This window comes from Microcoleus sp. S13C4, from assembly GCF_036700865.1.
In the GTDB taxonomy this organism is placed as follows: domain Bacteria; phylum Cyanobacteriota; class Cyanobacteriia; order Cyanobacteriales; family Microcoleaceae; genus Microcoleus.
Window position 1 is genome coordinate 24,360 of the sequence record NZ_JAUBPS010000030.1, and the last position, 13,193, is coordinate 37,552.

Sequence of the window (13,193 nt, forward strand, 5' to 3'; positions counted from 1 at the left end):
ATCTAGTGGATATAACTCTTTTATGGGTAGCGCCCGATCTACTTGAAAAGGCTTTGGGTATTGTCGGTGAATACCGCGGTAAAACTCGGGCTGACTATATTGTTTAATTACTAAATTAACTACAAGAGCATACTAATTCGGTGACGATCGCAACCACTGCATCTGGGTCAATAGGTTTGGCAAGGTGACGTTGAAAGCCTGCTGCGATCGCCTGCTGTATATCCATCTCTCCAGCATAGGCAGTGAGGGCGATCGCGGGAACTTGTCCGCCTTGCTCGATCGGCAGACTGCGAATCTGACGCAGCAACATATAGCCATCCATTTCTGGCATCCCAATATCACTCACAATGATGTCGGGAACCGCTTGAGAAAAAGCTTGTAGTGCCTCGATTGCAGAGGCGACGTTAGTGACGATCGCACCCGCTTGTTCTAAAACAAACGCCACAAACTCGCGTGAGTCTGTATCATCATCCACAACTAAGACGTGAATGCCGCTTAAATCTCCGGTTGAGTCGGATGGCTGCTCGATCGCGGGCAATTCATGAGAGCGAGGCGCAAGCGGAATGCGAACTGTAAACGTCGCTCCTTGTCCTTCACCAAGGCTATCAACTGCGACTGTTCCCCCGTGCAATTCTACAATTTGCTGCACGATCGCCAGTCCTAATCCCAAGCCGCCAAAGTTGCGGGTGGTGGCTCCATCTTCTTGCCGGAAATGCTCGAAAACATAGGGCAGGAAGTCAGAGCGAATGCCTTTTCCAGTATCAGTAACTTGAATTTCAGCGTGGATTTCATCCACAGCTAGAGTAACAGCGACTTGTCCCCGGTGAGGTGTGAATTTGACCGCGTTAGACAACAGATTCCAGATTACCTGCTGCAACCGTCCAGCATCGCCGATGACGATGCCAACACTGGGTAAAATCGTTGTGCAAATTTGAATGGCTTTCGCTTCTGCGGCTAATCGAACCGTCTCCAGCGCTTCTGAGATGACTTTACTCAGATCGACCGGCAACACGGTTAAAATCAGTTTGCCGCGCAAAATCCGAGAGATATCCAGCAAATCGTCAATGAGTTGCGCCTGGAGTCGGGCGTTACGCTCGATCGTCATCAATGCCATTGCGGTTTTTGCCGCGTCCAATTTTCTCTGCTGCAATAGTTTTGACCAGCCGAGAATCGGATTGAGGGGCGATCGCAATTCATGGGACAGCACCGCCAAAAACTCATCTTTAATCTGGTTGGCGCGATCGGCAGCTTCTCGCGCAACTTTCTCTTGCGCCAGCAGTCGTTCCAGTTCAGTTTCAGCTTGCTTTTGCTTCGTGATATCGCGGGAAATTGCTAAAAGTTGCGTCACTTGTCCAGTGGTATTCCGCACGGGTGTGATAATAATGTCCCACCACTTCGGGGTACCCTTGTAAGTGGGAAGATAGCCTTGCAACTGACCTGTATTGCCTGCTTTGGCAGCCGCGATCGCGGCCTTGGCATTTTCATAATATTTACCTTGCCAGATATCTTGCCAACTGGTGTTTAGAACGAGTGACGGATCATCGATTTCCAACAGGCACAACCCGCCTGGATTGATATAGACGATTTCGGTATCGAGCATTAAGACTTTAATGCAATCTTGACTGCTTTCCAGTATGCGTTGCTTTAGTTCCTCACTGTCGCGCAAGGCTGCTTCGGAGCGGGCGCGTTCGGCTGCCGCCCAAGTACGCTCGGCAACTTCTTCCACCAGAGACACCTCGTCCAGCGTCCAAGCTCGTGGCTCGGATGTGTGGACTGCCAGCCCCGCTACAAACTCGCCTTCCTTGACCAGGGGTATACCGATGTATGCCCCAATCTGGCTCGCGGCGTAGGCCGATCGCTGCTCTGGAGATAGGTTGGGATCGGCTTCCACATCGGATGCGACCACAGGGCAACCCGTGCGGTACGCTGCAAGCAGCTTTGGGCCGAACGAATCAATCGCGTATTTGCCAGCCATTGTTTCGGCTCCGTTGACGTAATCGCGCTCAACGACGTAATCAGCGCCACGAACCTCAAAGTACAGCACGCGGTTCGCGCCGAGATATTCGCCCAGCACGCGGCTGGCCGTAGCCTGAATCTCTACTGAGTCGGCAAGCGGGCGGAGCGCGTCGGCGATAGAGACACGGAAAGCATCAAATTCGGCGTTTCGCCGCGCAATTTCTTCTGCCCGTTTGCGATCGCTAATATCTTTGAAGACGATCGCCACTTTTCGCGCTTGGGCTTCACCCGTGCGACAGGCATACACATCGAACCAACGGTCCAGTGCTTTAGCATAATTCTCAAACTGAAGCGGTTCGCCCGTTATCGAGATTCTGCCATAAATTTCAAACCAATGCTGCTCATGATCTGGGGCGAGTTCAAGCATCCGCTTGCCCACTGCCTGCACCAATCCTGATTGTTGTTCAAACGACGGATTGACTTCTAAAAAGCGGTAGTCAATCGCGCGATCGTCTTTATCAAACAGCATCTCGATGACGCAAAAGCCATCGCCAATCGACTCAAACAGCGTCCGGTAGCGTTCTTCGGATTGACGCAGAGTTGCGGCAGTTTGAATCTGCTCGGTAAGATTTTTGAAATAAACGGTGATGCCGTTTGGGGCGGGGTAGGTGCGAACTTCGTACCAGCGATCGTGGTTTTGGTAAAACGCGGTCATTGAGGCAGCCACGCGATCGCGCATGGCCCTCCAGTGAATCTCCTCCAACTCATGGCCAATCAGTTCTGGATATTCTTCCCATAAATTTTTGCCAATCAAATCATCTGGAGGGCGATCGAGCAGTACCCCAGCAGATCGATTGACGTAAGTGAACCGCCAGTTTTCATCCAGGGCAAAGAAGGCTTCAGCGATGCTCTCCACAATATTCCGAGTCTGCTCCTCGCTTTGGCGCAAGGCTTGTTCTGCCAGTTTGCGATCGGTCATGTCTCGCGTCACGCCTGCCACTGCTTCGACTGCGCCGTTTATGTCTAAAAGCGGCACGAAAATGTATTCATAGGTGCGCGTACCGATCGCGCTAGTGTAGGGTGCTTCATCCTTGAGCGGCTGGCGCGTCTTGATGACTTGTTGAATCTGTTCCTGATGTCGAGTCGCTAAATCGGTGGGATAATCCAGCTCGAAAAAGTTCTTTCCCAAAGCTTCATCCGAAGTTTTCTGCCAAAGATCGAGCAACGCCGGACTGATATAAGTGAACCGTCCTGACAGGTTGAAGGTGTAAATAAAATCGGGAATTGCACCGACGATCGCATCGAACTTTCGCAGTTGCCGTTCGAGTTCGGTGCGACTCTCAAGCGAAACGGCTTCAGCACGGGCACGTTCAACGGCTGCCCACGTTTGCTCTGCGGTTTCCTCAACTCGTCTTACCTCGTCTTCCCTCCACTGGCGAGGGTTTGCCTGATGCACCGCTAGCAACGCGACGAATCGCTCGTTCTTAATCAGTGGCACATCAATATGCGCGGCAATATCTATCGAGTCATACCTTGCCTTCTGGCTGGCTGTGTATTTAGGGTAGTTTGCCACATCGGGAACGATCGCCGTTTGCCCCGCTCGATGGTCGTCTGTTAGGTCGCGTCCGAAGTCTTCCGTATGGTACACCCCACTCAGTTCGGCAACATTGTTCGTGTAGTTTTTATGAACGACGACCTCTTTGCCACCGGGTAACACTTCAACGTAAATGACGCGGCTTGCGCCTAGAGACTCGCCCAGAACACGGGCCGCGATCGCCTGAATCTCATTAGCATCAGTCAGCGGGCGCAGCGCATTGGTGAGCCTGACTCGAAACGCATCGGCTTGGGCAGTTTGATACAAGGCATCTGTTGATGGGCGTTTCTGCAGCAGATCGGATTCTAGCTGCGTCTTTTCTGGGTGCTGGGTGCGATCGAGTTCTGTCAACAGGATCTGCACAGCCGTTTTCAGGCTATCTGACCAAGTTTCGACAGCCCCCAGTGGTGTTTGCGACCAATCGTGCGATCGCATCCGCATCGCCATCTCGCTATCGCCTGCAAATAAATTTTGAGGAGCAGCCTCATCTACCACATCAATCACACACTCTACCTCGCTGAAAATACTGAGCTAAAAGCTGTTTGCTGCCCTCTCGAATGACGATTGAAGAGGATTGACCCAGTTCAGCAACCCGCGTCCGAATTTGCCTTAATGCCAAAGGTGAGGGTTGAATCCCTCGATTTTCCCAACGATTAATCGTTACTCTTAGAATATCTCATACACTTTAAGGACATGGTATCTATCATACTCAATATCTGTCAAAAAGTAGACAGACCGATCTCCCTTAACAATAGTCTGGACAGTTTTTAAGCAGCATTGATTAAATTGTGGAAAGTTAAACAATGAGCGAAACTGACGACGAGCAGTTTTTTCATTTAAACAACTCTAACAACTGAAATTGGTCAGTTTAACCGAACCATAAACGAGCAAAATTGTTGACGATAAAACCACTAAAAACTTGTTTTGGGGTTGACGAATCGCTGTATTTGTTGTATTATTGATTTAATAATATTCATAAGCCAACCATCTAAAAAGCTGGTGTTTTTTGTAGTTTAACTTAAAATAATGCCTTTTTTTCTGTTTGTTTTTAGCTTTGATTCCACTCACTTTTTCGCTTCTGTGCTGTACTGCGTTAGCGAAGTTTGCCGTAGGCATCGCATCCCTATCTAAAACCTCTCCGGAGTATTGAATTAGTCTAAAGCAGAAAAAGCAGATCGAGCTTCCGAATCGAGAAAGTGCGACGGCCCAAATGCCTCAACCAATCCCAGCTTAAGGATTTTGCGCGTAAAAGCCGATCGCGCGCCGGGAATCCGTAACTACAAATGAACCCAAATCGCTAAAATAAAAAAAAGATACGTAATAGGCAGGCCCTGTCAATGATCCCAACAGTTATAGAACAATCCGGTCGCGGCGAACGCGCCTTTGACATTTACTCGCGACTCCTGCGCGATCGCATCGTCTTCTTGGGCCAACAGGTTGACTCTGACTTAGCTAACCTGATCGTTGCCCAATTGCTATTTTTAGACGCCGAAGATCCCGAGAAAGATATTTACCTCTATATCAATTCCCCAGGGGGTTCGGTAACAGCAGGTATGGGCATTTTTGATACGATGAACCACATCCGCCCCGACATTTGCACTATTTGTCTCGGTTTGGCCGCCAGCATGGGCGCTTTCCTGTTGAGTGCCGGCGCTAAAGGCAAGCGGATGAGTTTGCCTCATTCCCGGATTATGATCCACCAACCTCTAGGCGGAGCTCAAGGACAAGCAACTGATATTGAAATTCAGGCCAAAGAGATTTTGTATCACAAACGCCGCCTGAACGAACATCTTGCCAACCATACCGGTCAGCCGCTTTCCCGCATTGAAGAAGATACCGAACGGGATTTCTTCATGTCCGCTGAAGAAGCAAAGGACTACGGATTAGTCGATCAAGTCATCGATCGCCGTCCTTCCGCCAGCCGCCCGATCGCCGCTGTCGTCTAAATAAAAAGTTAAAAATCAAAAATGAAGAATATTTCCTCATTTTTGATTTTTAATTTTTAACGGTTATATAGCAGTTTTCAGTCGAGTGAATTACAGATGCTGGGGCACATGATACGGCGTCATTGTTAAGTCCTTACTGTATTTCATACAATTGAAAACTGCTATATGTAGCTTTTTCTAAAAAAACCTCACACCTAGAAACCCACATAATTACTAGGGCAAAGATTCGAGATATTGCAGGAAGTCGAGCAATTCTACTTGATTTAAGAAATGGCGCGCTTCTTTGCCATAACCTTGTTTGAGATAATCTTTTCCTTGGTTGGGAGTCCAGTTCAACCGCTTGATTTCCTCAGTAGTTCTGCTGTAGATTTCCAGATATTCTAGGAAGTCTACCAACTGTTCGCTAGAAAGCTCTCTCTGCGACGACTTGCCGTAATTTTGTTCGAGACAGTCGCTTTCCTGTTTTTTCTTCCATTGCAGGCGTTTGAGGATGGCGTCTATTTCGGCGATCGTATCAGAATTATCCTCGATCGCATCGCTGGGGATTCCCACTGCGATCGGTTGCAATTCCCTGACTTCTGCTGCACCTTGTAGCAGTTCACTTTGGCTAGAAGTCGGCACCTCCAGTTCCTGAAGTGGTTCGCCGTAGCTAGAAGAAAGCCAAGCGTCTGAGTCTAACTGCTTTGGTACAAATCCACTAGCCTCCGTCAGATCGACCTTTGGAGGCAGCGGTTCCGGTACAGGTGCGATCGGCTCTTCATTTAATTTCGCTTCAGTCTTGACAAAATTGCTTTGATGTGGTTCAGGCAATTTGTCAGCAACAGGCATTTCTAGAACAGGAAGAGGAACACTTGTCGGCGCAACAGGAACCGGAACAGCAGCAGGAGGGGGAGGGGGAACAGCAGCAACCGGGGAAACAGCAGCAACGGGAGGAACAGCAGCAACGGGAGGAACAGCAGCAACGGGAGGAACAGCAGCAACGGGAGCCGGCTCAACACTTGCGATCGCACGATCGGGCTCAGCAAATCCGAGGACAGCGATCGCTCGCAACCGGGCGCGGTCTTCAGCATCCTCAACAGACTCAGCAGCCGACATAGCCGTAGCCAGAGTTTTGCCGTCAACCTGAACCAGACAGCGAACAACAAACTTACCGTGATGAACAGTCAGCAACTCACAAATTAACTGTCCAGCGGGATAAAGGGCGCGAAATTCAGCAAACATAATTTTTTGACCCCGAAACCAGAAGGGGCTTATGACTTAAGTGTAGTACAGCCTAGAGAAAACAATTTTCTGAAAGCACATATTCAACATACAATAAATTAAAGGTGAGTCATCCGCGCAACCTTTCACGCCACTAAACCCCATCCCACATCCGGCAGTTTAAGCTAACAAGCACCGGGCGTCATTTCTACCTATAGGAGATGGCACAGCAACTAAGCAAAAGTAGTAAAAGTCTCCGGTTTTGTGTACCTTGCACTTTCTACAGCACAGATTGCTCCCGACCCGCTCGTTGCACCTCCGTCCGCAAGGACCGATCGCGTGCAAAAAACAGGGGCATCGCAGCAGCGAGCTACTAGCAATTTTGCCTTAAAGCTCCGGTAAATTCTTTGCTAAAGCAAGAAGCAAGAGGCACTTCAAAAGGAAGAAGGAACAAGGCAGAAGGAACAAGGCAGAAGGAAGAAATGCAAATTTTATCCCTCTCCATCCCTCCATCGGCTCATCCTCGACTCAAGCCGTCGCTTTCAGTATCGAGCCATCTTTTAAGAACCGACAGGGGCTTTCTAATTCGCGAAGTGCTCGGCGCTGCTGACCTAAAAGCAAACAAACCAACGCTAAAAAATTGTATTGGGGAATAGCGTGCGGGACAGTTGTCTGCACCGTCAGCAGTCAGTTCAAGACAGACAGCAGACAATTAGCACGAAGCCGGTGTCGGGAGAGAATCTCAAAAAAACCTCGCGATCAAACAAGGTGGCTGTGCTCGCGTCTCCACCTATTAATCCGCCCATTTGTTGGGAAGCAGGCACTGCGAGGGCCCGAGGGGGTGCGGCTGATTTCGCCAAAATTTAGACTAATTGCTGGAAACAAGAGGATCGATCGCTACATGGAATTTTCTATCGCTGCACTGCTGGCAAATTTTACAGAAGACAAATTAGTGGCTCCTAAAGCATTGGAGAAAAAACTCGACTGCAACGACGCCACCAGTCAACTCAAACTTCAAATCGCATTAGAAGCTCTAGAGAAAATTGGCATATTAGTCAAAGACAAAGGCCGCTATCGCCGAGTAGCTGAAGACGACGTAGTGGAAGCAAAACTGCGCTGTTCGAGCAAAGGATTTTGCTTTGCAATTCAAGACGCCGAAGGCTCAGAAGACGTTTACGTGCGGGAAAGTCACCTCTCGACTGCTTGGAATGGCGATCGAGTTTTAGTCAAAATCATCAAAGAAGGTAGCCGCCGCCGATCGCCCGAAGGCGAAGTCATGCTCATCCTCGAACGCGCCAACCCCTCGGTACTCGCGCGAGTCAAGCAAACCGCCACCCCCACCGGCCGCGTCAGCTACAGAGCAATCCCCCTGGACGATCGCCTGTTGTTTGAACTAGACTTGCTCGCAAATGGCACAAATCTCCAAGAGGCGATCGACCACCTAGTACACGTCGAAGTCAAACGCTACCCCCTCGGCACCCATCGCCCAGTCGGCAAAGTAGTACAGGTACTCGGTTCCGACGCCGAAGCCGCTGACGACCTCGACATCGTATGCTGCAAACACGACTTGCCGCGATCGTTCCCCGCCGCCGTCATCAAAGCAGCGGAAAATTTGCCCAGCAAAGTCAAAAAAACCGACATCAAAAAACGCCTAGATTTGCGTAACATTCTGACTGTTAGCTTCAGCAAAAACGAACCGGGAACAACCAACAGCGAAAACAATGCTCCTCAAGTCCAGGAGGAAAATCTCTCCGAAGGAGGAGGCGAAAACGAGTTTGACCCGACATCCTTCCTCTCCGATCCGCCAGTAGAACGCGCTTTGTCGATCGAAACCCTGAAGCCCGGCCGCTGGCAAATAGGAATCCACATCAGCGACGCCGCCGAGTACGTGCAGCCAGAAACCCCGATCGACCGCGAAGCCCGCAAGCGAGGCACTGCAGCCCATCTGGGAGAAAAAATCATCGCCGTACTGCCAGAACTCCTCAACGAGCGCTGCTCCCTGCTGCCAGACAGCGAACGGCTGGCCTTCAGCATACTGCTCACCCTAGACGAATCTGGAGAACTCCTAGAATACGAAATTCAAGCCAGCGTCATTCAAATTGACTACCACCTCACCTACGAGCAAGCTCAAGCAATTCTCGAACCAAGCGATGCCGAAGAGCACCCTTTATCCTCCGCCCTCCGTCCTTTCCTAGATCAAATCGGGGCCGCCTCACAGGCAGCCAGACAGACAAGGCTGAAGCGGGGAGCTTTTGAACTAAATTTGCCCGACGCTAACTCTCACTTCGACGACGAAGGCGAATTAGGAGCTTTTGCAACAGCTACCCCTGCTCAGTCGGCTGTCTCCGAGTTGGTGGTACTCGCCAACCAAGCTGTCGCCACCCACCTACAAGCCTTGGGAGTCCCAGCAATTTACCGTGTCCAGCCAATGCCAGACCCGGCAGACATTCAAGAGTTCATCAAACTCTCGAACAACCTCGGAGGCGAACTGTATCTCGAAACCGAAGAAGAAGTTTTGCCCTTGGACTTTCAGCGATTTACCCAGCAGTTTGCCGGCCTTAAGTCCGAAAGAGTTCTCACCTACCTGCTTGAAGACACCATGAAGCCCGCTGTTTACAGCACCACTCCTAAGCCACACTTCGGTTTGGGGCTGTCAGAGGGTTACACGCGCTGCACTTCGCCACTTTCCCGCTACGCCGATTTGCTGGTACTGCGGGTGTTGCAAGCGGTGTTCGAGCAAGGCCGCAGCAGCCGCACAACACGGGCTAAGGAAAAAGTTGACTTGCACCATTCCTCCTGTCACGGTCAAATTACTTGGAATGTTCTCCCCCCTGATTTGCACCACGAATTTGAGACAGAGTTTGCATCGGCCGTGGTACACCTGACAGAACGCGAAAGGGTTGCTGAGGATGCCGAAAGCGATTTGCAGGGATTGAAGAAAACCGGATTGATGAAAGAGCGCACCGGTCAAACTTTCCAGGGTTTGATTACAGGTGTGCAGTCTTACGGTTTCTTTGTGGAAATTGAGGTGCGGCCGCCGGAGAGCGACATCTTGCGTGTTGAGGGATTGGTGCACGTTTCTTCGCTGAAGGATGACTGGTACGAATATCGATCGCGCCAGCAAACTCTGGTGGGCCGGAAAAACCGCAATCAGTACCGTTTGGGCGATCGGGTAGAAGTTCAAGTCAAGAGTGTTGACTACTACCGCCAGCAAATTGATTTAGTTGCAGTTGGTGGCGGCAGTCAAGCTTTTGATGATGATGAATAATCAGTTGACTGTTGACTGTTGACTGTTAACTTTTCTAAATACTTAGTTGTCATTGTCTAGCAACTAAGTATTAAGAAGTGGGCTGCCAACTATACTCAGCAATCATCAATAAATAATTAAGGACTAATATCAAATCCGATTGCATCGGAGTTGTAAAAGCCCGTCAACAGTTAAGAATCACGGACGGTGCAACCGGAATCGATCTAATTAATCTGCGTTAATCTGCCTGTATCTGTGGTTTAAAAAAGAGAATTTATTAAGCCCAGATAACAAGGGATTAACGCTGATTCACGCAGAGGTCGAGAAGAGATATAGGAAGAACTCCGATCTAAGAGATTTGATATAACAACTAATTACTAACAACAGTCAACCCTCAACTAACGAATAACTAATGACGAATAACTACCCCCTAATCTTAGGAGTTACTGGAGCATCGGGACTGATTTATGCGGTGCGAACATTGAAATATTTGTTGGAAGCCGATCGCGCCGTGGAACTGGTAGCATCGAAATCTACTTACATGGTTTGGCAAAGCGAACAGAACATCCGAATGCCCGCAGAACCGACGCTTCAAGAGGAATTCTGGCGGGAACAAGCAGGAGTAGCCACAATGGGTAAACTTCGGTGCCATCCCTGGCAAGATGTGGGTGCTAATATTGCTAGTGGCTCCTTTCGTACCCAAGGGATGATGGTTATTCCCTGTAGCATGAGTACGCTGGGCAAATTGGCGGCTGGCTTGAGTTCGGATTTGCTCGAAAGAGCGGCCGACGTTCAGCTCAAGGAAGGGAGAAAATTGGTACTCGTGCCTCGCGAAACGCCTTTTAGCTTGATTCACCTGCGGAATTTGACTACCTTGGCGGAAGCTGGAGCTAGAATTGTACCAGCGATTCCTGCTTGGTATCACAATCCGCAAACTATTGAAGATTTGGTAGACTTTGTGGTGGCTCGCGCTTTAGACCAGTTGGGGATTGATTGCGTTCCTATCAAACGCTGGAAGGAAGAAGAAGGGAGTTAGTTGACAGTTGACAGTTTGTTATTTGTTATTGATGATTTGTTAGTTTAAATTACCAATTAGCAATTAGCAATTACCAATTACCAATATTTTTAATATGCGACCTGTATTTTTGCTAGTAATTGTGGTGGGGCTGACTATTTTTGCCCTGCAAAATGTGGAGCCAGCATTATCGCTGGTGTTTTTGGGAGTTCGATCGCCTGCTTTGCCCTTATCTATCTGGATTCTTCTCAGCATGGTGGTGGGAGCTCTCACATCTTTATTGATTTCTGGTTTGCTGGCTTTTTCAAATTACCTATCTCTAACGAGAGACCGCACCGGCCGATCCAGTCGCAGCCGGCCCGATACTTTCCCAGAGGAAAGGAGAACGCCTTACACGCCACCTCCCCCTCCTAGAAAAGAGGGAATTGACCCGGATATGAATAGGGAAAATAGCCAAACTCAGGCTGCTGGTTCCTACCGAACAGACTACGGTACGCCGGCCGGTTACAGTTCCCGGACTTTCCTGCAAGAAACTCCGAACCCGGATGGGGCGAAGGATTACGCTCAACCGGGGACTTATGCAGCGGCAGACGATGAGGATGATTGGGTCTCAGATGGCTCAAAATCCGGCTCTCAAGGGGGTGATGACGATTGGGGGGACGATCGCGATTTTCCCGCCGGGCCTGCGGTAAATGATGTTCCAGCGGCAAATCCGAGGGCTTACGAAGCTCAGCAGGAACCGAAAAGCCAGTCTTGGGCTGGCTCGGTATACTCTTACGGCTATCGAGATCCAAACCAGTCTGGGGTGGGGCAAACTGAGGCTGTATACGATGCGGAGTATCGAGTGCTGGTTCCTCCGGGAGGGGAGATTCCTAAACCCGCTGATGAAGCACCAATAAATCCTCTTGCAGAAGCAGAGGATGATTGGGGATTGGATGAGGGTGATGAGTTTGATGACGACGATCGCCCCAGTGGCGGATCGATTAACCTGAAAAAATAGAAAAATATCGGAGGATTTGGCAGTGGATGGGTTGAGGGGAGTAAATATCTATCTTGTCGGGATGATGGGTGCGGGAAAAACAACGGTAGGGCGGATTCTGGCAAGAAAATTAAAATACCGTTTTTTTGATACTGATGAGCTAATTGTTCGAGTTGCTAATCAGTCAATTGCTGAGATTTTCGAGCGAGAAGGGGAAGAGGCTTTTCGGGAACTAGAAACTAAAGTGCTCGGCGAATTGTCTGCGTATCAAAATTCGGTTGTGGCTACGGGCGGTGGCATTGTGGCCCGATCGATGAATTGGGGTTACTTGCACTACGGTGTAGTGGTTTGGCTGGATGTGCCTGTAGATCAACTGTACGATCGACTGCGTTCGGACACCGCTCGACCCCTACTGCAGGAGGGCGAGATCAAATCTAAGCTGCAAAGCCTTTTTAAAGAGCGAGAGCGTTTCTACACTCAAGCAGATGTCCGAGTCTATGCTGGTGTGGGCGAAAGGCCTGAAGCAGTGGCGACTAGGGCGATCGAGGAAATCCAAAAAGTTATCAAATCAGAAACCGGGCCTGATCTCAATTGATACATTCAGAAACTGAGTTGCTGACAAAATAACAGGTTGCTCAGGACTTTTGGTATTAGTTCCCAAAAATAATGCAACCCTACACAAGCTCCAAACAACCAGATTCATCAGTCATTCCCAACCTCTAAAATCTAAAATCTAAAATCTAAAATCTAAAATGGTATGACTTCGGTAAAAATACTGGTTTTTGCCTGAGTGTCTCCGTTTAACCTTCCAATGTTTGGGAATCCACCGGGTTTGAGTGGATGTGATGCGTAACTTTTATAAGTATGAGGATGTGGCGATGCGGAAATTTTATACAAGAACTAATGGCAGACTCGTCTGATGCGTTAAAGTCGGCTATTGAGTTCTCCCTAAAAATAAAATGGCCCCACCGCTGAAGGGCTGTAGGGCGCAAGGACAGTTAAACGCTAACTTGATTGTCGGGAAATTTAGCATCAATGCTATCGTGCTATGTGACGATTTTACGATCGTCCATTCACTCATCAACTCTCCCGTATCAAAAAATGTAACCCAGCACCGATCGAATTCAACCTGTCCTATTCTAAAAACAATACCTCATGCATTCTGACGAGCAGCTCCCTAAAGCTGCTTTTTTATTGCGATCAAGTTTTTGGCTGCCCGACTTGCGGACTCTTGGGAATAACATTTTGAGCAAAAG

Annotated in this window: 7 protein-coding genes; 5 read left to right on the forward strand and 2 right to left on the reverse strand. The window is 49.3% G+C overall.

Features of this window, described 5'->3' with window-relative positions; all coding sequences use genetic code 11:
* Positions 1 to 115: 115 nt before the first annotated feature.
* Positions 116 to 3,997: a PAS domain-containing protein gene (locus QT996_RS14615; protein WP_445304571.1), complete on the reverse strand. Its 3,882-nt coding sequence runs from the start codon at positions 3,995 to 3,997 to the stop codon at positions 116 to 118.
* An 866-nt stretch (positions 3,998 to 4,863) separates the two neighbouring features.
* Between QT996_RS14615 and clpP the strand changes: the two genes are divergently transcribed.
* Entirely contained in the window at positions 4,864 to 5,496 is a 633-nt protein-coding gene (gene clpP, locus QT996_RS14620; protein ID WP_333047400.1) for an ATP-dependent Clp endopeptidase proteolytic subunit ClpP, read from the forward strand.
* Between the two features lie 213 nt (positions 5,497 to 5,709).
* Here the strand turns inward: clpP and QT996_RS14625 are convergent, their stop codons facing one another.
* On the reverse strand, positions 5,710 to 6,717 hold the full coding sequence (locus QT996_RS14625; protein WP_333047354.1) for a hypothetical protein: 1,008 nt from the start codon (positions 6,715 to 6,717) through the stop codon (positions 5,710 to 5,712).
* Between the two features lie 880 nt (positions 6,718 to 7,597).
* Between QT996_RS14625 and QT996_RS14630 the strand changes: the two genes are divergently transcribed.
* The 4 genes from QT996_RS14630 (at position 7,598) to QT996_RS14645 (ending at position 12,532) form a co-directional block, all read left to right on the forward strand.
* On the forward strand, positions 7,598 to 9,964 hold the full coding sequence (locus tag QT996_RS14630) for a ribonuclease R family protein (protein WP_333047355.1): 2,367 nt from the start codon (positions 7,598 to 7,600) through the stop codon (positions 9,962 to 9,964).
* 391 nt (positions 9,965 to 10,355) lie between these two features.
* A complete protein-coding gene (locus QT996_RS14635) occupies positions 10,356 to 10,979 on the forward strand; it encodes a flavin prenyltransferase UbiX (RefSeq protein WP_333047356.1) in 624 nt (207 codons plus the stop codon).
* A 94-nt stretch (positions 10,980 to 11,073) separates the two neighbouring features.
* The gene (locus QT996_RS14640) at positions 11,074 to 11,958 is read left to right on the forward strand and encodes a LapA family protein (protein WP_333047357.1); all 885 of its coding nucleotides are present in this window, start codon (positions 11,074 to 11,076) and stop codon (positions 11,956 to 11,958) included.
* Positions 11,959 to 11,980: 22 nt separating this feature from the next.
* Positions 11,981 to 12,532 (forward strand): shikimate kinase, encoded by a 552-nt coding sequence (locus tag QT996_RS14645; protein WP_333047358.1) that lies wholly within the window; start codon positions 11,981 to 11,983, stop codon positions 12,530 to 12,532.
* Positions 12,533 to 13,193 lie beyond the last annotated feature (661 nt).

Excerpts from the sequence above, each read along its gene's own strand:
- QT996_RS14615 (WP_445304571.1), bottom strand. The coding sequence starts at position 3,997 with ATGGCGATGCGGATGCGATCGCACGATTGGTCGCAAACACCACTGGGG.
- QT996_RS14625 (WP_333047354.1), bottom strand. The coding sequence starts at position 6,717 with ATGTTTGCTGAATTTCGCGCCCTTTATCCCGCTGGACAGTTAATTTGT.
- QT996_RS14630 (WP_333047355.1), top strand. The coding sequence starts at position 7,598 with ATGGAATTTTCTATCGCTGCACTGCTGGCAAATTTTACAGAAGACAAA.
- QT996_RS14635 (WP_333047356.1), top strand. The coding sequence starts at position 10,356 with ATGACGAATAACTACCCCCTAATCTTAGGAGTTACTGGAGCATCGGGA.
- QT996_RS14640 (WP_333047357.1), top strand. The coding sequence starts at position 11,074 with ATGCGACCTGTATTTTTGCTAGTAATTGTGGTGGGGCTGACTATTTTT.